This window comes from Streptomyces yatensis, assembly GCF_018069625.1.
GTDB lineage: Bacteria > Actinomycetota > Actinomycetes > Streptomycetales > Streptomycetaceae > Streptomyces > Streptomyces yatensis.
Genome location: NZ_CP072941.1, coordinates 7,993,124 through 8,014,954, shown reverse-complemented (window position 1 = coordinate 8,014,954; position 21,831 = coordinate 7,993,124). Strand labels below are relative to the sequence as shown.

At 72.7% G+C, this 21,831-nt stretch carries 17 protein-coding genes; 6 read left to right on the top strand and 11 right to left on the bottom strand.

Going from position 1 to position 21,831, the window contains the following annotated elements:
• The first annotated feature begins 5 nt into the window (after positions 1-5).
• Positions 6-4,550, top strand: coding sequence for a polysaccharide biosynthesis C-terminal domain-containing protein (locus J8403_RS33455; RefSeq protein WP_425519848.1), 4,545 nt, complete (start codon positions 6-8; stop codon positions 4,548-4,550).
• Between the two features lie 182 nt (positions 4,551-4,732).
• Here J8403_RS33455 and J8403_RS33450 read toward each other — a convergent pair whose 3' ends face one another.
• Positions 4,733-6,046: a glycoside hydrolase family protein gene (locus J8403_RS33450; RefSeq protein WP_246586106.1), complete on the bottom strand. Its 1,314-nt coding sequence runs from the start codon at positions 6,044-6,046 to the stop codon at positions 4,733-4,735.
• A gap of 247 nt (positions 6,047-6,293) precedes the next feature.
• Between J8403_RS33450 and J8403_RS33445 the strand changes: the two genes are divergently transcribed.
• A complete protein-coding gene (locus tag J8403_RS33445) occupies positions 6,294-7,406 on the top strand; it encodes a DUF5925 domain-containing protein (RefSeq protein ID WP_059146952.1) in 1,113 nt (370 codons plus the stop codon).
• Positions 7,407-7,464: 58 nt separating this feature from the next.
• Here J8403_RS33445 and ddaH read toward each other — a convergent pair whose 3' ends face one another.
• From ddaH to J8403_RS33425, 4 genes are all read right to left on the bottom strand, one after another.
• The gene (gene ddaH / locus J8403_RS33440; protein WP_211126411.1) at positions 7,465-8,241 is read right to left on the bottom strand and encodes a dimethylargininase; all 777 of its coding nucleotides are present in this window, start codon (positions 8,239-8,241) and stop codon (positions 7,465-7,467) included.
• 49 nt (positions 8,242-8,290) lie between these two features.
• Positions 8,291-8,671: a GntR family transcriptional regulator gene (locus J8403_RS33435; RefSeq protein ID WP_211126410.1), complete on the bottom strand. Its 381-nt coding sequence runs from the start codon at positions 8,669-8,671 to the stop codon at positions 8,291-8,293.
• Positions 8,672-8,768: 97 nt separating this feature from the next.
• On the bottom strand, positions 8,769-9,359 hold the full coding sequence (locus J8403_RS33430; protein WP_211126409.1) for a TetR/AcrR family transcriptional regulator: 591 nt from the start codon (positions 9,357-9,359) through the stop codon (positions 8,769-8,771).
• A 62-nt stretch (positions 9,360-9,421) separates the two neighbouring features.
• Positions 9,422-10,525 carry a methyltransferase domain-containing protein gene (locus tag J8403_RS33425; RefSeq protein WP_211126408.1) on the bottom strand — a complete coding sequence of 368 codons (1,104 nt, stop codon included), beginning with the start codon at positions 10,523-10,525 and terminating at the stop codon, positions 9,422-9,424.
• Between the two features lie 77 nt (positions 10,526-10,602).
• Here J8403_RS33425 and J8403_RS33420 point away from each other — a divergent pair, with 77 nt between their 5' ends.
• On the top strand, positions 10,603-10,791 hold the full coding sequence (locus J8403_RS33420; protein WP_211126407.1) for a type II toxin-antitoxin system RelE/ParE family toxin: 189 nt from the start codon (positions 10,603-10,605) through the stop codon (positions 10,789-10,791).
• Positions 10,792-10,810: 19 nt separating this feature from the next.
• Here J8403_RS33420 and J8403_RS33415 read toward each other — a convergent pair whose 3' ends face one another.
• The 3 genes from J8403_RS33415 to J8403_RS33405 all read right to left on the bottom strand — a co-directional run bounded on the left by J8403_RS33415 (position 10,811) and on the right by J8403_RS33405 (position 13,556).
• Positions 10,811-11,557: an SAM-dependent methyltransferase gene (locus J8403_RS33415; protein ID WP_211126406.1), complete on the bottom strand. Its 747-nt coding sequence runs from the start codon at positions 11,555-11,557 to the stop codon at positions 10,811-10,813.
• Positions 11,558-11,619: 62 nt separating this feature from the next.
• Positions 11,620-12,636 (bottom strand): alpha/beta hydrolase family protein, encoded by a 1,017-nt coding sequence (locus tag J8403_RS33410; protein WP_211126405.1) that lies wholly within the window; start codon positions 12,634-12,636, stop codon positions 11,620-11,622.
• Positions 12,633-13,556, bottom strand: a complete 924-nt coding sequence (locus J8403_RS33405) for a zinc-binding dehydrogenase (RefSeq protein WP_211126404.1) — start codon at positions 13,554-13,556, stop codon at positions 12,633-12,635. The genes J8403_RS33410 and J8403_RS33405 overlap by 4 nt, the downstream gene beginning before the upstream one ends.
• 89 nt (positions 13,557-13,645) lie before the next feature.
• Here J8403_RS33405 and J8403_RS33400 point away from each other — a divergent pair, with 89 nt between their 5' ends.
• The 3 genes from J8403_RS33400 to J8403_RS33390 all read left to right on the top strand — a co-directional run bounded on the left by J8403_RS33400 (position 13,646) and on the right by J8403_RS33390 (position 17,448).
• Positions 13,646-14,602 (top strand): LysR family transcriptional regulator, encoded by a 957-nt coding sequence (locus J8403_RS33400; protein WP_211126403.1) that lies wholly within the window; start codon positions 13,646-13,648, stop codon positions 14,600-14,602.
• A 186-nt stretch (positions 14,603-14,788) separates the two neighbouring features.
• A complete protein-coding gene (locus J8403_RS33395; RefSeq protein WP_211128561.1) occupies positions 14,789-16,228 on the top strand; it encodes an MFS transporter in 1,440 nt (479 codons plus the stop codon).
• Positions 16,225-17,448 carry an FAD-dependent monooxygenase gene (locus J8403_RS33390; protein ID WP_211126402.1) on the top strand — a complete coding sequence of 408 codons (1,224 nt, stop codon included), beginning with the start codon at positions 16,225-16,227 and terminating at the stop codon, positions 17,446-17,448. The genes J8403_RS33395 and J8403_RS33390 overlap by 4 nt, the downstream gene beginning before the upstream one ends.
• A 7-nt stretch (positions 17,449-17,455) precedes the next feature.
• On the opposite strand, the gene J8403_RS33385 is transcribed toward J8403_RS33390, so the two are convergent.
• From J8403_RS33385 to J8403_RS33375, 3 genes are read right to left on the bottom strand one after another with little or no spacing between them, the layout of a single operon-like run.
• Positions 17,456-18,151: a response regulator transcription factor gene (locus J8403_RS33385; protein WP_211126401.1), complete on the bottom strand. Its 696-nt coding sequence runs from the start codon at positions 18,149-18,151 to the stop codon at positions 17,456-17,458.
• The gene (locus tag J8403_RS33380; protein WP_211126400.1) at positions 18,148-19,473 is read right to left on the bottom strand and encodes a sensor histidine kinase; all 1,326 of its coding nucleotides are present in this window, start codon (positions 19,471-19,473) and stop codon (positions 18,148-18,150) included. Before J8403_RS33380 ends, J8403_RS33385 begins: the two co-directional genes overlap by 4 nt.
• 7 nt (positions 19,474-19,480) lie before the next feature.
• Entirely contained in the window at positions 19,481-21,769 is a 2,289-nt protein-coding gene (locus J8403_RS33375) for an MMPL family transporter (protein WP_211126399.1), read from the bottom strand.
• Between the last annotated feature and the right edge of the window lie 62 nt (positions 21,770-21,831).

The window sequence follows — 21,831 nt, the reverse complement described above, 5'->3', positions numbered from 1 at the left end:
GCCCGTTGTCCGACACGACCACCCGGGTGGAGGAGCGGACGGCCGCCGCCGAGCGGCCGTCCGACGGCCGGAGCGGCGAGCGCGGCTTGCTGTTCCGCAACGCCTACGCGCTGATGCTCAACACGGGCATCTCCGCGGTCCTCGGCCTCGGCTTCTGGCTGGCCGCCGCCCGCTACTACGCGGAGGACGCGGTCGGCCAGGGCTCGGCGGCCATCGCCGCGATGAAGCTTCTGGCGGGGCTCACCGCGGTCACCCTGACGGGCGCGCTGGCCCGTTTCATCCCGGTCGCCGGGCGGACGACGGGCCGGCTGGTGTTCAGCACCTACGCGGCCAGTTCGGTGGTCGTGGCGCTGGCCGCGGTGGTCTTCCTGCTCACGCTCAACACCTGGGGGCCGTCGTACCGCTTTCTGCACGGCCCGCTCCACGGCCTCGGCTTCATGGTCGCGGTCGTGGGCTGGTCGCTGCTGACTCTCCAGGACGGGGTGCTGACCGGGCTGCGCAGCGCGTTCTGGGTGCCGGTGGGCAATACGGTCTTCTCGGCGGCAAAGCTGGTGCTGCTCGTCGCGTTCGCCCCGGCGATCCCGACCGCCGGGGTGTTCGTGTCCTGGGTCGCCTCGATCGCGGTGTCCGTACTGCCGCTGGGCTGGCTGGTGTTCCGCCGTCTGGTGCCCCGGCACATCACGGCGACGGAGGGGAGGGCGCGGCCCGCGGGCTATCGGGAGATGGGCCGCTTCCTCGCCGGGGACTACACCGGGTCGCTGTTCTCGCTCGTGGTGGTCTACGCCGTGCCGGTGATCGTCGCCTCGCAGGTCAGCGCGGCCGACAACGCGTACTTCTACATCACGACCACCATCGGCGGCACCACCAATCTGCTGGCCATCAACATGGGTTCGTCGCTGACCGTCGAGGGCTCGCACGATCCGGCCCGGCTCGCCGAGAACTGCCGGGCGGCGCTGCGGCGGATGGCCCGCATCATGATCCCGGTCTGTCTCTTCCTCTTCGTCTTCGCCCCCCAGATCCTCGGGGTCTTCGGCGACGGTTACGCGGAGGCGGCCGCACCGCTGCTGCGCTGGTTCGCGGTGGGCGCGGCGCTGCGGGTGGTCATCGAGGTGTACTTCGCGGTGTTGCGGGCGCAGAGCCGCACGTCGGGGCTGGCGGTGTTGCAGGGGCTGTTGTGTGTGCTGGTGCTGGGGCTGACGTTGCTGCTGCTGCCGCGGATGGGGCTGACGGGGGCGGGGGTCGCGGAGATCTCCAGTCTGTCGGTGATCGCGGCGATCGCGGCGGTGCGGCTGCGCCGGGTGCTCAAGGGGCACGATGGGGCTGCCGCCCCGAAGCCGCCGTCCGCCTCCGCCTCCGCGTCCCCGCTGCCGCTGCACAGCACCGCACCCGACGGCGATCTCGCGGACCTCGCGGTCTACGGCGACCGCCGCCGCGAGTACGCGGGCCACTACGGCACCCGTTGGGCCCTGCGCGCCGCCCTCGACACGGACACGCTGGCGCTCGGCGTCCGTATGCACTTCCCCGCCACGGATCCGGCCCGTGACGAGGCGCAGAAACGCCGCTGGGACAAGCGCTACGGGACACCGCCCCCGGAAACGCCGCCCCCGGCCCGGGCCACCGAAACAGCCTCCGCCGGGACCACCCACCCGACGCCCGGTGACGCCCACTCGGGCGCGGACGACCGGTGGCCGGTGCTGAGTGCCGGACTCCCGGGGTCGGCTGACAACGCCTCCGATACGGGACGGGGAGCGAGTCCCGGCGGCCCCGTGGCCGCCGCCCGCGACGGCGGCCAGGGCAGAGGCCCGAGTCGCGGGCTCCCGGCGGCGGCCACGGTCGACGGCGCGGACCCCGGGCACGTTCGACCCGACGCGGGCGGCACGGAACACCCGACCGGCGCACCCCGCAGGGCACGGAACGGCTCGGCCCCCGACCTCCTCGGCCCCGCCGACGACCCGGACGACGACGCCGACCCCGCCGACGACCCGGACGACGACGCCGGCCCCGCCGGAGCCTCCCGGGCGGAGGCGGACGGCGGGCCGCGTATCCAAGCCGCCGGTACGGCCGCTGGTACGGGCGCTCCCAAGGACCGGTGGCCGGTGCTGAAGCCCAGGCCCCTGGGGGCGGCTGTTCCGAGGCGCGGGCAGCCCGGTGCGGACCGCGATCCGGCCGAGCGCTCCGAGGCCGCGCGGCGGTGGCCGGTCATTGCCCCGCCGCACGGCGGGCCGACCGACCGGGGCGCCAACACGTCGCAGGCACGGAGTGGGGCGGGTGGGTTGCGATCGGGGGGCGTGCCCTTGGAACACACCGCGACCGAACCGGGGACGAACCGAGCCTCGAAGCAGAGCCCGACCGAACGGGGAGCGGACCCGGCCTCGGAGCGGACCACGACCGGGCCGAGGACGGACCCGGCCCCACCGTCCGCCACCGACGCCACCGCCCAATCGGCACAGCGACAGGGCCTAGCCGCCGCCGATCCCGCAGAACAGCAACAGGGCCATGGGGCCGCACGGCCGGACCAGCCGGCCCAACCGGGCTCGGCAGGGCCCACCATGCCGCGGACCGGCCGGAAGGGCGCAGCGGCCCTATGGGGTGTCGCGGCCATCGGGCTCGCCCTCTACTGGGTGCCGCTGCTGCGCATGGGGGACGGCGATCTCGACCGTATGGGCGGGCTCGGGCTCGTCTCGGTTCTCCCCCGGGCCACCCTCCTCGGTGCCGCGCTGCTCATCGCCGCCTTCGCCGGTGCGCTCCGGCTCGCGCGGCCCCGTCGCGCCCTGCTGACCGTCGTGCTCCTCGCGACCGTCGTCTCGCTGCACGCCGTGCCCGCCGTGCTGGAGGCGCAGCCGAGGTTCCCGACCGCGTGGCAGCATCTGGGGTTCCTGGACTACATCGGCCGGACCGGTCACGCCGTGCCCGATCTCGACGCGCGCTGGAGCTGGCCGGGTTTCTTCGCGGGGGCGGCGTTCCTGGCCCAGGCCGCCGGGGTGGACGATCTCTCCGAGGTGCTGCGCTGGTGGCCGACGCTCCTCCAGTTGCTCTGTCTCGCACCGCTGATGGTGCTGTTGCGCGCCCTGCGGGCGAGCTGGCGGGCGAAGTGGACCGCGGTGTGGCTGTTCGCGCTCTGCGGCTGGGTGGGCCAGGACTACTTCTCGCCGCAGGGGTTCACCTACCTCCTCTACCTCGTCTTCGTCGCCGTCCTTCTGGTGTGGTTCCGCGAACCCCGGGTGCTGTCCGGTAAGCGGCGGCCGGGCGAGGCGGAGGTGACGGCGGCCACGCCCGCCCAGCGCACGGCGCTGCTGGGCCTGCTGATCGTGCTCTTCGCGGCGTCCGTGTCGGCCCATCAGCTGACCCCGTTCGTGATGCTCGGCGTGGTGAGCGCCCTGGTGCTGCTGCGCCGGTCGAATCTGTACGGGCTGCCGCTGCTGTGCGGGGTGATGGTGGCCGTATGGGTGGGATTCCTGGCCGAGCCGTACTGGTCGGGCCACTGGGACGAGCTGTTCGGCGGGGTCGGCGGGGTGGGCGGCAATGTGTCCTCGTCCGTCTCCGGCCGGATCGAGGGCGGCAGCAGCGTGCACCAGCTGGTGCTCTACGTCCGGGTGGCGCTGGCGGGCGGGGTGCTGGCGCTGGCCTGCTGGGGGGTGCTGCGGCGGCGCGCCGCCGGGTTCACCGAGCGGTCGCTGCTGGTGCTGACCTTCGTGCCGTTCCTGGGCTTCGGCATGCAGAGCTACGGCGGTGAGATGGCGCTGCGCGTCTTCATGTTCGCGCTGCCGGGCGCCTGTGTGCTCGGCGCGCTGGCGGTCTTCCCCCGGGTGGGCGCGGACCGCGCGCGGCTGGGTCCGGTGGCCGCGCTGCTGGCCGGGCTGACCCTGATGTCCGGGTTCCTGGTGGCGCGCTGGGGCAATGAGACGTTCGAGCGGGTGCGGCCGGGCGAGGTGGCGGCGATGGAGTACGTCTACGCCCATGACCGGCCGACCGTACGGGTGCTGTGGATGAGCGATGACCCCATCAACAACGTCACCCCCGCGATGCCATGGGGCGCCCGCGACATGGAGCGGGTCCTCTACGAGCCCACCCTGGCCCCGCGCGATCCGGTGCTGGTCGGCAGCCTGGTCACGGCGCTGCGCGAGGCCGGGCCGCACTCCTGTCTGATGGTGGGCCGCGGCCAGTCCGTGTATCTCACGCTCGACTCCGGCTATGACGAGCACTGGCAGGAGCGGCTGCGGCGCTCCCTGGACCAGCGCGCCGAGCTGCGCCGGGTGTTCGGCAACGACGACGCGGCGCTGTACGAGCTGAAGCGGCCGCCGAGCGGCCCGGTCGCGGAGCCCGCGCCGGGGCCGGCCGGTCCGCTGATCACCTGGACGCCCTGGTCGGTGGTGGGGGCGTTGGCGGCGGTGGCGCTGATGCTGCTGCTGGCGGCGCGCGAGGTGGTGCGGGTGGCGGTGCGGCCGAGCGTACGGCGGCTGCACTGGCTGCAGGGCTCGTTCTGGTTCGCGCTGCCGCTGCTGGTCGTGGTGGTGGCGGCGCTGGTGCGGCGCTTTGTGACGATGGCGTAGCGACGGCGACGGCGTAGCGACGGCGATGGCGTAGCGCCCGCGAGGGTGTGACGAGGGCCCGCTTGGCCGGGTCCTCAATGACCTTGATGCGGTAGGCCCGCGAGGGTGTGACGAGGGCGGTGGCGATGCCGAGGGCATGGCCACCGTGCCGCACGGTGATCACGCCCTCGTCCGGCACCGGCTCACCGCGTGAGCCAGCGCACCCCGTATCCGCCCATCCCGAACGACCGGCCGTCGACCTTCGCCTTGATCGGCCGGTCCAGGGTGTTGACGACCAGCACCGCGTCATCGTCGGCGAGCACCTGGACGCCTGGCCGGTCGTCGGCGGCGATGTCCACGGAGCGGAAGGCGGTGCCGGGCGGGAACTCCCGGGCGAAGCGGCCGAGCAGCTTCATCATGGGCAGCTCACGGCCGCCGTCGTCCAGTTCGGTGGGGTGCCACAGACAGCCGGGGCACCGCTTGCCCGTGGTCTCCGGGTTCCAGTAGAAGGCCGTGGCGGTGCCGCCCTCGGCGAGCCGGATCATCGCGGTGGCCTGGACGGCGGTGCGGCGGCCCTCGCTCCAGCCCGCCCGGTCGTCGCGCCCGTCGGCCGGTTCGACGTACCACTCGGCCCACCACACCGGCAGCCCGGTGGTCCTTCGCAGCCAGCGGGTGACGTCCCGGAACTTCCGGGTGGCCCCGAAGGCGTCCGGGATGAGCCGGTCGCCCTCGCGGGTGTAGCTGGAGCCGTCCACGACGACGAAGTCCGCGCCCGCCCTGTGCTTGTCCCAGTACGTGATCGCGTCGGCGGACCGCTGGTCGAGGGTGCCCCAGGGGCCGCTGACCGCGGCGGAGCCGTCGGCCTCGCCCGGGGCGTCGCTGTCGGCGACCACATACGGGCCGCCGACCTGGTTGTCGGGGTTCTGCTTCTTCAGCTCCCGGTAGACCAGGTTGTAGAGCCGGGTGTAGCCCTCGTAGTTCCAGCGCTTCTTGCCGTCGTCGTAGAAGCCCTTGAACTCGTTCCACACGATGAAGTGGCGCACCTGCGGATAGCGCCGGGCGATCTTCCCGGCGAGCGCGGCGAAGTCCTCGTAGTGCTCGGGGGTGGGCGCGGTCTCCAGGGACTCCTGCGACCAGTCCGTACGTCCCGGCTCGCCGCCCTTCATCCAGTCGGGCGCACAGCACAGGGTGAGCACGGGCGCGGTGCCGGTCTTGCGCATCAGGGCGATGCGGCGGTCGAGGTCGGCGAAGTCGTAGCGGCCCGGGGACGGCTCGGGGTTGCCCGCGCCCCAGCCCATGATGTGCTGGTTCTGCGGCATCGGGTGGCGCGACAGCAGCGCGCTCGCGGCCTTGCGGCCGCGCTCCGTGCCCTGGTCGGCGCTGTACTGGGTATGGGTGAATCCCCAGCCCGGGCCCCTGGCGCCGGCCTTCCCGCGCGCCGACTCCGATCCGGGCCGCCCCTCGCCCGTGCCGGGCCCGCCGGAGCAGGTGGTCGCCACCAGTGCCATGCTGGCCATGCCGACGCCGAGCAGTGCGCCGGTCCGCCGACGCCTCTTTTGCCATAACCTGGCCAACCCGCCCCGTTCCCTTCCCTGACGCCCCACAACGGGTAAGAGTATCCGTGAACGCCCCCATTCCAGTGGGGTTCCGTGGAACAGCTCGGTAAACGGCCACAAACCTTGGTGCGCCCTCGCCCCCGGTCCTGGATCATGGGGCCGGGTGCGCTGACCGACGCACCGGCCCCCCGTTCTCAGGAGGCAGACCCTGCCTACGACACCCGCCGAAGAGTCCCTTCCCATCCGGCTGAACGTCGACGACAGCGATTCGCCGTCCGATGTCGTCGACGCGCTCTTCCTGGGGCGCTTCGCGACCGGCGAGCAGCCGTACGCCCGCAGTCACTCCGTCGACCGGGTGCGGTCGGGCGCGACGCTGCTGCCGCCGTCCGCGACCGTGCTGCGCGCGGCCTGCGACGACGACCGCAGCGCGACGCTCGCCGAGGGCGACGGCTGGACCCTGCTGATCTCCCGGTGGAACCGGGGCGCCGATGTGACCGTGACCGCCGTCGACGACGCCCTGGCCGAGAAGGTGCTCCACCAGGCCGTCGACGGCGCGGAGGACGAGCCGGAACCCCAGCCGGAGAACGTGTCGATGGGCTTCTGGTACGTCTCGCCACGCCGCGGGCCGCATCGCACCTCGCGGCAGATCTCGGCCGGGACCTGGGAGGAGATCCGCGGCAACTACACGGCGCCGGTCGCGGAGGCCATGGACGGGCTGATGAAGGTCACCCCGGACGACATCGCCGGCCGCCTCCTGCTGCTGCACGGCCCGCCCGGCACCGGCAAGACCTCGGCGCTGCGCACCCTGGCCCGGTCCTGGCGGGAGTGGTGCCAGGTGGACTGCGTGCTGGACCCGGAGCGGCTCTTCACCGACGTCGGCTATCTGATGGACATCGCGATCGGCGAGGACGACGGCACGGCCAAGGGGCGCTGGCGGCTGCTGCTCCTGGAGGACTGCGACGAGCTGATCCGCGGCGAGGCCAAGCACACCGCGGGGCAGGCGCTGTCCCGGCTGCTGAACCTGACGGACGGTCTGCTCGGCCAGGGGCGCAATGTGCTGGTCGGGGTGACCACCAACGAGGATCTGGAGCGGCTGCATCCGGCGGTGGTCCGCCCCGGCCGGTGTCTGGCCCGGATCGAGGTCGGCAAGCTGACCCGCACGGAGGCGGTGAGCTGGCTCGGCGGGGAGGTCGACGACCGGGAAGGCGTGATCGGCCGGGACGGGGCGACGCTCGCGGAGCTGTACGCACTGCGGCGCGGCACCCGGCCGCCCGCCGTGCCCTCGCAGCCGGGGGACGCGAACGCGGGGCTGTATCTGTGAACCGGGGCCCGGGGGCCGGTGCGATGCCCCCGGGGTCCGGGCCCCGGGGGCCCGGCGCTCAGGCGTACAGCTCCCGGAGCCGGACGGACAGGCAGGTCACACAGCCCTCCATCTTCTCGAACTCGCTGATGTCCACCGGCACCGGCTCATAGCCGAGATCGGCGAACAGCTCGGCGCTGCGCGGCGCGCTCGCGGCCATCAGCAGCTTGCCGCCGCCGAGCAGCACCACATGGGCGCCGGACTCCTCGGGGACGGGGAGGAAGCGGTCGAACGCGTCCGGGTCGTCGACCAGCGGCGGATAGCCGATGACGGTGCCGTCCGGCAGCGCGGTGACCGCCGACTTGAGGTGGAGCACCTTGCTGACCGGTACGGCCACCACCCGCGCGCCCAGCGGCTCCAGCGCGGCGCGCAGCTGGCGGACGCCGTCGCCGTCGGTGCGTCCGCCGCGGCCCACGTAGACGGTGTCGCCGATCTTCAGGACGTCGCCGCCCTCCAGCGTGCCGGGCTCGCGGATCCGGTTGAGCGAGCAGCCGAGCCCGGTCACGGCCTCCTCCGCCGTCGCGGTCTCGGGCCTGCGGGACTCGGCTCCGGGGCGGGCGATCACCGCGACGTTCCGGTGGACGACCATGGTGTCCTCGACGAACACCCCGTCCGGGCAGTCGTCCAGCGGCGGCAGCTCCACCGTCTCCCAGCCGTGCGCGCGCAGCGCCACGACATAGACCTCCCACTGCCGCAGCGCCAGCGCGGCATCGACCGGTGTGCGGTCGATATGGGTGACGAGCCCGTCGGCGAGGCGGGGGCTGGGGCGTCGGACGAGGGCTTTGCGGCTGGTCATGGGGACAGCATGGCAGGCGGGGGCACCGGCGCGGTTGGGCGGTGGAGGTTCAGGCGGGCTCTCCGTAGCCGGCCCGCAGGGCGTCCTCGACGGCGGCGAGGGCGGCCGCACGGTCCAGACCTAGGCGGCGTGCCCGCTGGACATAGGTCTGGGCCGCCTCGGCGGCCTGGCGCCGGGCCGCGTCGCCCGCCGCCGCGATGAAGGTGCCGTGGCGGCCGCGGGTCTCGATCACACCGTCCGCCTCCAGGGCGCGGTACGCCTTGGCGACGGTGTTCGCCGCCAGCCCCAGCTCCTCGGCGAAGCCGCGCACGGTGGGCAGTTTGTAGCCCACGGGAAGCTCGCCGGAGCGGGCCAGGTCGGCGATCCGCGCGCGGATCTGCTCGAAGGGGGCGGTCGCCGCGTCCTGGTCGACGGTGATCTGCAAGGCCACGTGGAGGCTCCTGGGGCGTGGGTGGCGTGGTGTGCGGCCCCCATTGTGTGCCAGGGCGGGCACTGACCGGCCGATGGTCAGCGCGGTCGGGCGATGGTCAGTGCGGTCGCCGCAGCCCCGCGATGAGCAGCTCGACCAGGTGACGTGTGTCGTAGCGGGGGTCGGCACCGGCGCCCGCGCAGAGACTGCCGACGCCGCGCATGAGCTCGTAGGCGTCCTGGCCGGAGCGGATCTCGCCCGCGGCGGCCGCGGCGTCGAGGAGCTGGGTGCATACGGGCAGGAGCCGGTCGAGGAAGTAGGAGTGCAGGGGGTCGAAGCAGGGGTCGTCGGACTGCAGCACGGCCGCGAGCCCGTGCTTGGTGACCAGGAAGTCGACAAAGAGATCGATCCAGCGCCCCAGGGCGGCGTGCGGGGTCTCGCTGGTCGCCCGCAGGGCCGGACCGGCCTCGGCGAGGGCCTCGACCTGGTGCCGGTAGACGGCGACGATGAGATCCGCCCGCGTCGGGAAGTGGCGGTAGATCGTGGCCGTGCCGACCCCGGCCTTGGCCGCGATATCGCGTATCGGCGCTTCGACGCCCGAGGTGACGAAGACCGCGGCGGCCGCTTCGAGCAAGGCCATCTCGTTGCGCCGCGCGTCCGCCCGCTTGGGCCGGGCCGCGCGCCCCGCGTCTCGATCGTTGTCGTTCACCGCACCCTTCCCTTCGCCGCCGAGTCTAACGAAACGGGACAGTGTCCCATAACCTCCGATCGTCAGAGCGGGGTCAGCCGGTCGGGGCCCTCCGGGGCATACGCGATCGGGTCGTCCGGCTCATGCCAGTGGAGGGCGAAGCGGTGGCCCGCGCGGTACGCCTCGAGACCGGCGCGGCAGTACGCCACCATGTCGTCCGGCAGCGCGTCCAGCGGGAACCAGCCGAGCTCGGAGCACTTCTCCGGCTCCCGGTTGACGGGCTGCCGCCCGCCCTCCCCGAGCTCCGCCTCGAAGAACCACCCCGTACGGGCCGCCCCCGTGGGCGCCTTGTGCTGCAGCACGAGGACGACCCGCACCTCGTCCGGGCCCAGGGTGAGGCCGATCTCCTCGGCCGTCTCGCGGAGCATGGCGGCGCGGACGTCCTCGCCGTCCTCGACATGCCCGGACGGGGCGTGCAGCAGCCCGTCCGCATAGCCGGTGTTGGCACGGCGGGCGAGCAGCACCTCGCCCCCGCGGCGCAGGATCAGATGGACGTCCACGATCTCGGTATGGCGCCGGGCCGGTGCGAGGTCGGCCACCAGGGCATACCGCTCGTCACGCACGGCCCGCCCCCACAGCGCCGCGTCCGGCGCGAGCTGCTCGACCGACAGCCGCTCCGTCACCGGCCCGACCAACGCGGACAGCTCGGCGGCGGGGAGCCCGACGGGATCGCACTCGCCCCACCGCCCCTCGATCAGCACCAGCCGCCCACCCGGCCGCAGCAGCCGGACCCATCGGCGCAGCACCGCCTGCCGGTCCGGCAGCATCCACAGCAGATGCCGGACCAGGACGACATCGAAGCGCCCCTCCCCCACGGGCGGCTCCGCCGCGTCCCCGACGAGCACGGCGGCCCCCGTCCCGGCCAGCTTCGCCCGCGCCAGCTCGACCATCCGCGGCGAGCGATCGACCCCCGTCACCCGGTGCCCCCGCTCGGCCGCGAGCAGCGCGAGGCTCCCCGTGCCACAGCCCAGGTCCAGCACATCCCCCGCCCGCTCGGGCAGCCACCCCCGCAACCGCGCGGCCCACGCCTCCCGCACGGCCGGATCCCGCAGCCCATGATCCGGCTCGTCGTCGAAGTCCGCGGCGGCGGCGTCCCAGTAGGCGGTGGTCGAGGTATCGGCGCACATGCCGCGATGCTCCCACCCACCACCGACAACGTCCCGCCTTCGGACAGACGACCCACATTGCCCATGTCGTACACGACATGAACGACGCGTATGTCATCGAGATCGAGCCCGAGGTCAGGGCCTGGCTTGAGCTCTTACCCGGCAGGCTCTACCGGAAGGTCGAGGCATACGTCGAATTGCTGGCCGAGCTGGGACCGCAGACCCCGATGCCATATGCCCGCCCACTGCGCGAGGGGGTGGCGGAATGCCGACGCGAAGCCGCCTAGGCCATCGTCACCGTGGCGCTCAGGGGCTCTGCCGCAGGACGAGGGTGACGAAGCCGAGGGTGCCTCGGTAGCCGTGGAGCCAGCCCGTGCGGTGTTCGGCGGCGGCCTTGTAGGTGTCCAGGGCGTCGGGTTCGTCGCGGTGGTCCAGGGCCCAGCGGGACAGTGAGCCGGTCCAGGACCACTCGTAGTCGTCCCACTCCCCCGCCGTGCTGACGTGGCCGTAGACGGGTGTCCAGCCGTCGTTGGTGACGCGGTCCACGGTGGTGGCGAGATCGGCGTAGTCGTCCCAGGTGGCGCCCAGGGCCGAGAGGGCGGCGGCGTCGGGTTCGCGCTCCCAGAAGCCGTCGCCCACGAGGAGATGGCCGCCCGGGGCGAGGAGTTCACGCGCCGCCGTGAGGGTGGGCAGCAGCCCGCCGAAGGCGTGCGCGGCGCCGACGCTCAGCACCACGTCGAAGCGGTGCGCCGAGGTGAAGACCGAGGCGTCCATGTCGTGGAGGACCAGCCGGTCCGCGACCCCGGCCTCCTCCGCGCTCTCGCGTGCCTGCTCCAGGGCCGCGGTGTGGATGTCCACCCCCTCGGCGTGCATCCACGGATAGCGGACCAGGAGCCGCCGCAGCCAGGCGCCGCCTCCACAGCCGAGGTCGAGGGCGCGGTCGGCCTCGTCCGCCACCGCCCGGTCGAGCAGTCGGGCCACCGATTCGTCGGCGAGCGGGGCGGCTATCGGGTGGTCGGCGTGCGCGAGCTGGGATCTGCGTTGACGGTCCATCCGCTCAGCGTGCCAAGCTCCGGCCCCCACCGCAGCTGCTTTTCGGGGGCATGAACCGCGGTTCAGGCCCGTGCCAGGTGGCCTCCTCCCGTCAGTGCTCGGGTGATCCAGTCCGTGACCAGAGGCAGCCAGTCGGGCCGGGCGTTGCCCAGGAGGTGGTCGCCGTGCGGGACGGACAGGTAGGTGGCGCGCGGTGCGAGGCGGGCCAGCGGTTCCCCGTTCGTCACGCCGGGGATGGTGTCCTGGCCTCCGTCCACGGTCAGCAACGGGGCCGTGATGCGGGGTGCCAGGGCGGAGAGGTCCACCTGGCGGGCGAACTCGCGGGCGGCCTCGGTTCCGCCGGCCCGCCGGATGAGGATGTCCCGTACGGGCCCCGGCAGTTCCTCCCAGTCGAGGCGGAAGGGACCGCTGATGGTCGTGGCCGCGGCCACGCGCGGCTCCAGTGCCGCGGTCTTGGCCGCGTAGTAGCCGCCCAGGCTGAGGCCGACGATCGCGACGCGTGTGACGCCGAGGGCGTCGATGACGCGGCCGACGACGTGGTGGTAGTCCGGTCGTAGGGTCGTCGTGGCGGTGAGCACCCCCTGCCCGGGGCCGTCCATCGCGAACACCGCCAGCCCTCGGGCCAGCAGCGCGGACACGAGGTCGAGGAACTCCTCCTTGGCCGAGTCCAGGCCAGGGACGACGATCACGGTGCCGGGAGCGTCGGCGGGGCCGCGCAGCCAGCCGGTGAACTCCTCACCGCTCACCCGCCGGGCACCGGGCTCCAGCACGGCGAGCGCCCGGCCCAGCGCGTCGTCCGCCTCGGCAGCGGCACGATCCGCCTCCGCATACGGCGCCAGCGTGGCGACGTGGAACCACCGGGCCGCCATCAGCAGACACTCACCCGCCGACACGGTGGATCCCGCGCCTGCCGCGCGCTTGACGTAGTCGCTTCCGATGCGCCGGAAGGCAGGACCCCAGTCACCGACGGACTCCAGGTTTTCGGCGGCGCGCCGGTACTCGTGCGGGTCGATGCCCGCGCCGGTGGCGCGGCTCCACTGGGCGGCGGCGAACTCGGCAGCGAGCTCGGCGGCGCTCATCGGGCCGCTCCCGTCGTGAGGACGGCCTTGCCTCGTATCCGGCGCTCCCGCAGATCGACCAGGGTGCCGGCGGCCTCGGTCCAGTCGGCGACCCGGCCGATCTCGGGGTGCAGCCGCCCCCGTTCCACGAGGTGCACCAGGGCCGCGAGGTCGGGGCCGTAGGGGGCACCCGCGTAGTGGAAGTGCTGGATCGTGACCCCTTCCGGTCCGCCCAGCAGCTCGAAGAAGTCGAGGGTGGCCGGGGTGCGGCTGGCCTGGCCGAACCAGATGAGCAGGCCGCCCGGGCGCACCTTCGAGACGGCGACCGGCAGATGCGGGCCACCCGTGGACTCCAGCACGACGTCGAACGGCCCCTGAGCCTCCGCGACATCGTGCACCACCTCGGCCGCGCCCAGCTCGGCGAGCCGCTTACCGCGCTCCGGGGTGGCCGTCACCGCGGTGAGACGGGCCCCGGCCGCGGCGGCCAGCTCGGTGACGTAGTGGCCGACACCGCCTGAGGCGCCGGTCAGCAGTATCCGCCGGCCGGCCGGGGAGCCGACCGTACGCAGCAGCCGCAGGGCGGTGATCCCCGCCAGGGGCAGGGCCGATGCCCGTACGCTGTCGATCCCGTGCGGGAGCACGGCGAGCGAGTGGGTCGGGACGGCGGCGTACTCGGCCCAGCCGCCCCGTGGTGGGTGCCCGACCGCGCGGGTGCCGACACCGGGACCCGAGCCGTCCGCGGCGGCCTGGACGACAAGCCCCGCTATGTCCTTGCCGGGCAGCAGCCCCGCGGCGGGGCGTTCCAGAAGAAACGTCTCGCCTCGGTTCGGTGCGAACGCCTCGACCTTGATCAGCGCCTCATCCGCTTCCGGGGCGGGCGGGGGGACATCGGTGAAGTCCACGGGACGCGTCATGTCCCCCGTGGCAATCAGTCTTCGCATGCGGACGATGCAAACCCGACCGCCACTCAGTGATCCAACAAAGGACGGGGAAGTCCGACAATCATTGGTTGTCACCTATGGTGACGACCGTGGATCTGGATACGGCGCAGGTGCGTGCCTTCGTGTACGCCGCCCAGGAGCTGCACTTCGGGCGGGCGGCCGGAAGGCTGGCCATCTCGCAACAGGCCCTGTCCAAACGGATCGCGCGACTGGAATCCCTGCTCGGCACGGAACTCTTCGAGCGTCGTGGCCACGGAGTGGACCTCACCGAAGCGGGGCGGCGCTTCCTCGAACCGGCCCGGCGGGCACTGGCCGCCGCCGATGACGCGGTGGCGGCGATGGTGAGCACGGGCCGCCCGCTGCGCGTCGACGTGTGGGGGCATCTCTACGCGCCGATGCGGACGCTGGCCCAAGTAGCCGGACAGACCCAGCATCCGGAGCGGAAGCTGGAACTGGAACTGGGCCACGGGCGGGACCTGCCGACGGTGATGACAGCGCTGCTGCACGGCGATATCGACGCGGCCTTCGGCCGGGTCCATCCACCGCTGCCCCCCGGTCTGACGCACCACCTCGTCCGCCTCGAACCGGTTGACGCCGTCCTGAGCGCGGACCATCCGCTCGCGGCCGAGCCGACGCTCCGGCCCGAGCAGCTGCGCACCAGCGTGTTGTGGGCACCCGGTGCGCTGAGCCGGCTCGACTTCCTGCGCCGGTTCGCCGACCACTTCGACGTCCGGGAACGGGCCGGCAGCGTCAACCTGGGGCTGGCCCACTTCCTCACCGAGGTGGCAGAACACCCGCGCCGCTTCTCGCTGCTGCCCGCCGATGTGCCCCTGCCGGAGATCCCCGGGCTGCGCTTCGTCCCGCTGGTCGATCCCACACCGCTGTACGCGTGGTCGCTGCTGTGGCGCACCGGGAACGTCCACCCCGGACTGAGCGGCCTCGCCGCCGCCTGCGCCGCGGAAGCGGGGCGGAGTCGGTGGCTGGAGTACGACCCGTCCCGCGACTGGCTGCCCGAACAGCCCAAGGGCGACGCCGTCGTTGGGTGAGGCGTGACCGCCCGGACCACGGCGGTCTGTGGTGCGTAGGCACCAGGACACCTCAGCGGCTGGTCCGGGTGCACCAGGGGAAGTCGGCGGCCGGGGACGATGCCCGGCGGGGCGCCGGAAGGAAGGGTGGGAATGCGCGTGAATCTCGCGCATTCCCCCTGCCCGACGGTGTCTGGAAGGACGTCCATGTCCCTAGCTGTAGCTTCCCCGGTCCGCATCGGGAGGCTGTCGATCGGTGCCCTCGGCATCTTGGCGCTCGCCCTCGGCACTCTGCAGTCGGTGGTGGAGCCCGCGCTCCCGCAGCTCCAACGTGAGCTGGGGGTCACCCCTTCCGAAGGGGCACTGATCGGCAACACCCTGCTCATCACCGGCGCGGTCATCACACCCGTCGCGGGCAAACTCGGCGACTGCTTCGGCGGAAAGCGGGTGCTGGTCTGGCTGATGGCCGTGGTCTCGGCCGGTGGTCTGCTGGCGAGCCTCGCGCCGGACCTGCCGGTGTTGTTGCTCGGCCAGATCTTGCAGGGCGTCATGGTGGGCGCGCTGCCCCTCTCCTTCATCCTGGTGCGCAAGAACCTCCCCGCACGCGCGTCACAGGTGGCGATCGGGGTGGTCATGGCGCTGTTCACGGGCGGCGGCATGGTGGGAACGCTGATCGCCGGCCCGCTCTCGGAAAATCTGTCCTGGCATTGGATGTTCGCGCTGCCGACGATCGTGATCATCGCGACGACGGCGGTCCTGATGCGGCTGATGCCGCATGATCCGCCGACCCGCTCGGACGAGCGGATCGACTGGCCGGGCGTGGTTCTGCTGAGCGGCGCGTTGCTCGTGTTCATGATCGGGCTCGTCAGGGTGACGGGCGACGGTCTGCCGCCCCTCGCGGTCGTCGCCCTCACCCTTCTCGTGGCCGCCCTCGGGACCGCATGGGTCGTCGTCGAGCGCCGGGCGGCCGCGCCGATGGTCGATCTGCGCATGCTGGCGAAGCCCGCGATGTGGCAATCGTGTGTGCTCACCTTCGTCATCACGGCCGGCTTCGGGATGGTGGCCTTTCTGCTGCCGCAGCTGTTCGCGATCTCGGCCGACGGGTACGGCTTCGGGCTCAGCACCACCGACATCGGACTGTTCCTGCTGCCGGGCGCCATCGCCGGGGCGGTCAGCGATTCGGTCGGCGGGGTCGTGGCGCGGCGTTTCGGTCTGGGTACCGTGCTCGTCGGGGGTGCCGTCGTCACGGTGGCCACGACGGTCGCCCTGGCGTCGCTGCACACCGCGGAATGGCAGCTCGTCCTCGCGAAGGCGCTGACCGCGATGGCCGCGGGCGTCGCCGGCACGGCGTTGCTCACCCGCGCCGCCGGAGCCGTCGACACCGGGGACACCGGCATCGCCACCAGCCTGCTCGTGGTGACCCGCGTGATCGGCGTCGCCCTGGGCTCTCAGGTCGGCGGCGCGATCCTCGACTCCGGGGCCGACGCGAAGACGGGCCTGCCGACCGAATCGGCCTTCGTCACAGGCTTCGTCGTCGCCGGTCTCGTCGCCGCGTCGGCACTGCTCATTGTCCGCATCACGAAGATCCAGATCACGAAGACCCGCAGCACGCGGATCCGTAGCACGCGGAGTGGAGCCCAGGTATGACATCTAACGGTCTGTCGATGAACGTGCGTACCCCCGCCAAGCGCACCGTCCTGATCTCCGGGGCCAGTATCGCCGGGCCCGCGCTGGCGTACTGGCTGCACCGGGCCGGATACGCGGTCACCGTGGTGGAGAAGGCGGGCTCGCTGCGCGACGGCGGCTACCCGATCGACATCCGCGGGACCGCGATCGAGGTGGTCCGGCGCATGGGCATACTGCCGCGGCTGCGGGACGCGCATATCGACTCCCGCCGCTGCACCTTCCTCGACGCCGACGGCAGCGAAGTGGCCTCGCTCAGCCCGAGCGCCGTCGCCGGCGGTGTCGAGGGACAGGACCTCGAAGTGCGGCGGGGAGATCTGGCGGCGAGCCTGTACGCACTGGTCCGCGACGACGTGGAATTCCTGTTCGGGGACTCCATCGACACCCTCGACCAGTACGGGCAACGGTTCGACGTGACGTTCCGCAGTGGGCAACGGCGCACCTTCGACCTGGTGGTCGGCGCCGACGGGATGCACTCACAGACCCGGGAGACCCTGTTCGGCCCCGAGGAACAGTTCCACCGCTATCTCGGCTACTGCTTCGCCATCTTCACCATGCCGAACACCTTCGGGCTCTCCCGCGAGGTGGTGATGTGGAACACCCCGGGGAAGGCCGCGGCCCTCTACGCCGTCGGGGACGACGACGAGGTGCACGCCTTCCTGAACTTTCACCAGCCGGAGCCGCCGCTCGACGTCCTCCGGAATCCCGACGCCCAGCGGGACCTGGTGGCCACGGTCTTCGCGGACGCGGGATGGGAGGTCCCTCGCATGGTGGGCGCCCTGCGCGACGCGGATGACCTGTTCTTCGACACGGCCGGTCAGATCCGCATGCCGCATTGGTCCAGCGGACGCATCGCGCTCGTCGGCGACGCCGCGTACGCACCCTCGTTCCTGACCGGACAGGGCTCGAGCCTCGCGCTGGTCGGTGCCTACATGCTCGCCAACGCCCTGGCCACGCACCAGGATCACACCGCGGCCTTCGCCGCCTACGAGCACGGCGCTCGCGAGTTCGTCGCCATGAATCAGGCACTGGTCGACACCGGTGGGGCCACGCTCTTCCCCACCACCGCGCAGGCGCTGGAGCAGCGCAACACCAGGCTGCGTGGCCTCGTCACGCTGCCCTCCGCACCGGCCCGACCGGCCCACTCGGCCCTTGGCCTGCCCGCATTCGCGCCGATGCCGTGACGCCGGACTACGACAGGGGGTCGGCCCCGCCGCCGTCGGGGGCGGCGTGGGCCAGGCCCGTCCGGTAGGCGATGACGACGAGTTGGGCCCGGTCGCGGGCCTCCAGCTTCGTCATGGCGCGCTGCACATGGGCGCGGACGGTGAAGGGGCTGAGGAACATCTGCTCGGCGATCTCCTGGTTGGACATACCGGTGGCGACCAGCGCCACCATCTCGCGTTCGCGCGGGGTGAGCACGGCGAGCTGTTCGGCGTGGCGCGGCGGGGCGTCGGCGGGTGTGGCCAGGAAACGGGCGACCAGGGAGCGGGTCGCGGCGGGGGACAGCAGCGTGTCGCCGTCGGCGATCGTCCGCACGGCGTCCAGCAGGTCCGCGGCCCCGATGCCCTTGCCGATGAAGCCGCCGGCCCCCGCGCGCAGCGCCTGCGCGACATATTCGTCGGTCTCGTACGTGGTGAGGATCAGGATGCGGCTGCCGCGCAGTTCCGGGTCCGCGCAGATCTCCGTGGTGGCGGCGAGACCGTCCACCTCGGGCATGCGGATGTCCATGAGCACCACGTCCGGGCGCAGTTGCCGGGTGAGTCGCACCGCCTCCCTGCCGTCGGCGGCCTCGCCGACCACGGTGATGTCGTCGGCGGAGTCGAGAAGCAGCCGGAAGGCCCCGCGCAGCAGGGCCTGATCGTCGGCGAGCAGCACGCGGAGCGTCACGGCGCATCCTCCGCCTCTCCGTGGCCTGTAGGTACGTCGCCTGTCGCCTCGTCGGCCATCCGTCCCTCGATGGTGGTCGCTCCGTCCGTCGTCCGCGTCGTGTCCTTGGCGGGCGGGAGGGGCAGCTCGGTGGAGACGAGGAAGCCGCCCTCCGGGCGCTTGCCCGCGGAGAGGTGTCCCCCGACCGCGGTGGCGCGTTCCCGCATCCCGATCAGACCGTAACCGGGCGGACGTTCCGGCATCGTGGGCACACTCCGTCCCGTGGCCGCGTTCGGTCCCGTACGGCCGCCCCTTCCGTCGTCGGCGACGGTGATGGTCACGCGATCGCGGTTCCAGGCGAGGCCCACCCGGGCGCTACCGGCACCGGCGTGCTTGGTCACGTTGGTCAGGGCCTCCTGGACGATGCGGTAGGCGGTGAGGTCCACTCCCGGCGACAGCGGCCTGGCCGTGCCCTCCTGGTGCACCGACACCTCCAGACCCGCGCGGCGGAAGGACTCGAGGAGCGTGGGGAGCCGGGACAGCCCGGGCGCCGGATCGCCGGGCGTGGGCGCGTCACCGGACTGGCGCAACAGACCGACCGTGGCACGCAGTTCGTCGAGTGCGTGGCCGGTGGTCTCGACGAGTTCCGTCAGGCTCTTACGGGTCTGCTCCGGGCGGGCGTCGAAGAGGTGGGCGGCGACCGAGGCCTGCGCGTTGGCCAGGGTGATCTGATGGGCCACGAGGTCGTGCAGTTCCCGGGCGATGCGCACCCGTTCCTCTGCCACTCTGCGGCGCGCCTCGCTCTCCCGGCTCTTCTCCGCCCGCTGGGCCCGCTCCTCCACGGCCGCCAGATAGGCCCGCCGGTTGTGCACCGCGTGCCCGAGTACGGCGGCCACCAGCGGGAACGCCGCCACCGCCCCCACCCTGCTCGCGTCCTTCCACGAGAGGGCCCCGAACAGGGGGGCGGAGGCGACCAGCAGCGCCACGGAGGTGAGCGACACCGCGCTCACCGCGTGCCGTTCGGTGCGCGCGGTGAGCGAGTAGGCGGTGATCACGGCGGGGGCCACGATGAGCGGGCTCAGCAGGAGGTCCGAGAACGGCACCAGCACACCGCTCGCGGTGGTGACCGCCATGGCGGCCAGGGGCGCCCGGTGCCGCACCGGCAGCACGGCACAGGACACCACGGCGATGAGGTAGGCGGCGGCGGGCGGCAGTGACAGCGTGCTGCCGTCTTCCTCCAGCGCACCGCCGAGCAGACAGAGCGCGAACGCCGTCGCGGTGATCGCCGCCTCCCGCCACCACGTGCCGCGTGATCGCGGGCCACCGCCACCCGTGTGCGTCATGGCCGGCTCAGCCCCGGTGCCGGCCGGCGGGCAGCGGCGCGACCGTCGCGTCCGGTACGGTCTCGGCGGCCGGGACACGCCTGGTCAGTGCCTCACCCTCGATGTCCACATTCGGCAGCACACGGTCGAGGATACGGGGCAGCCACCAGGCCCGGTGGCCGAGCAGGGCCAGGACCGCGGGCACGATCGCCATCCGGACCACGAAGGCGTCGAAGAGGACGGCGGCGGCCAGGCCGACGCCCATCGTCTGGATGGTCGGGCTGCTCATCCCGACGAATCCGGCGAACACACTGATCATGATGATCGCCGCCGCGGCCACCACCCGTCCGCTGTGCCGGAAACCGCTCACGATCGCCTCGTCGGGGGACGCGCCATGGACATGGGCCTCCCGCATCCGGGTGAGGAGGAAGACCTCGTAGTCCATGGCGAGGCCGAAGACGATGCCGATGATGAGGATCGGCATCAGCGACATGACCGGTCCGGTCTGCTCGATGCCGAGCAGGTCCGCCGCCCAGCCCCACTGGAAGACGGCGACGAGGACGCCGAAGGCGGCACCCACCGACAGCAGGAAGCCGAGCGCGGCCTTGACCGGGACCAGGACCGAGCGGAAGACCACCAGCAGCAGGAGCACCGCCAGGCCGATGACCACGGTGAGATAGGGGATGAGGGCGTCGGACATGGCTTCGGAGATGTCGATGTTCATCGCGGTGGTGCCGGTCACCAGGATGGCGGCGCCCGTGTCGGCCTCGACGCCGGAGACCGCGCCCCGGATCGCGTGCACCAGGTCCTTGGTCTCGCCGCTGTTCGGCGCGGTCTTGGGGACGGCGGTGAGGATGGCCGTGTCCTTGGTCCGGCTGAGCACCGGATCACCGACCGAGGCGACCCCGTCCACTCCCCGTACGGTCTTGACGACCTGGTTCGCGGCGGCCCGGGTGTCCGCGGACTTCGAGGCGTCCACGACCACGGTCAACGGGCCGTTGAAGCCGGGGCCGAAGCCTTCCGACAGCAGGTCGTAGGCGCGGCGCTGGGTGGTCTCCACGGACTTGGACTCGTCTCCGGGCAGCCCGAGTTCGAGGCTCAGCGTCGGCAGGGCGACGGCGCCGAGGCCGAGTCCGGCGACCATCAGCACGGCCACCGGCCGGCGCAGCACGAACCGCGCCCAGCGGGTGCCCAGGCCCTTCGCCGGCTGTGCCGCGATGGATTGCCGGTCGCCCGCGGGGTCGTCGTGGCTGGTCGCGAAGTTCCCCGCGCCCCTTCGAGGCGCTCCCGCGGCCTTGCGCACGGCACGGGGCAGGACCCGGCGGCCGAAGAGGCCGAACAGCGCGGGGACCAGGGTCAGTGCGACGAGTACGGCCAGGGCCACGGCGCCCGCGCCGCCCATGCCCATCTTGGTGAGTTCGGGGATTCCGACGACCCCCAGCCCGACCAGGGCGATGAAGACGGTCGCACCGGCGAAGACGACGGCGGATCCGGCCGTGCCCACCGCCCGGCCGGCCGCCTCCTCCGGTTCGCTGCCCCGGGCGCACTCGTCGCGGAAGCGGGAGGTGATGAAGAGGGCGTAGTCGATGCCGACCGCCAGTCCCAGCATCAGCGCCAGGATGGCGACGGTGGACGTCAGACCCAGCGGCACGGCCAGCGCGGAGACCAGCCCGAAGGCGATGGCCACGCCCAACAGGGCGGTCAGCAGCGACAGTCCGGCCGCCACCAGCGACCCGAGGGCCAGGACCAGCACCACGGCCGCCACCGCCACGCCGATGAGCTCGGTCGTACCGCCCGGTTCCTCTTCCGAGTCCAGGGCCGAGCCGCCGACCTCCACGGTCAGCCCGGCGTCCCGGGCCTTATTCGCGGCGTCCTCCAGCGCGCTCTTCGTCGACGCGGTCAGGTCGACGGCACCCTCGGTGTACGTGATCGTGGAGTAGGCGATGGTGCCGTCCTCGCTGACCTCGCCGCTCTCAAAGGGGTCGGTGGTCGACGCGACCTGATCGCCTCCGTCCAGCGAGCCGAGCGTGTCCTGGACGGCCGCCTTGTTCTCCCTGGCCGTCACCCGCTGCCCGTCCGGGGCCTGGAACACCAAGCGGGCCTCGGCGCCCTGGGAGTTGCTCTCGGGGAAGCGCTCGTCCAGCAGGTCGAACGCCTTCTGCGATTCGGTGCCGGGCATGGAGAGGTCCTCTTCCTCCCCGGACGGCGCCATCGCGGCGGCGGCCAGGGCCAGCACCAGGGCGCCCAGCCACAGACCACCCACGAGCCGGCGCCGCCGGAAGGCCCACCGTCCGATCCGGTAAAGAAATGTCGCCACCTGTAGATCACTCCAGACGCCGTCAGGCAGGGGGAATGCGCGGGATTCACGCGCATTCCCAG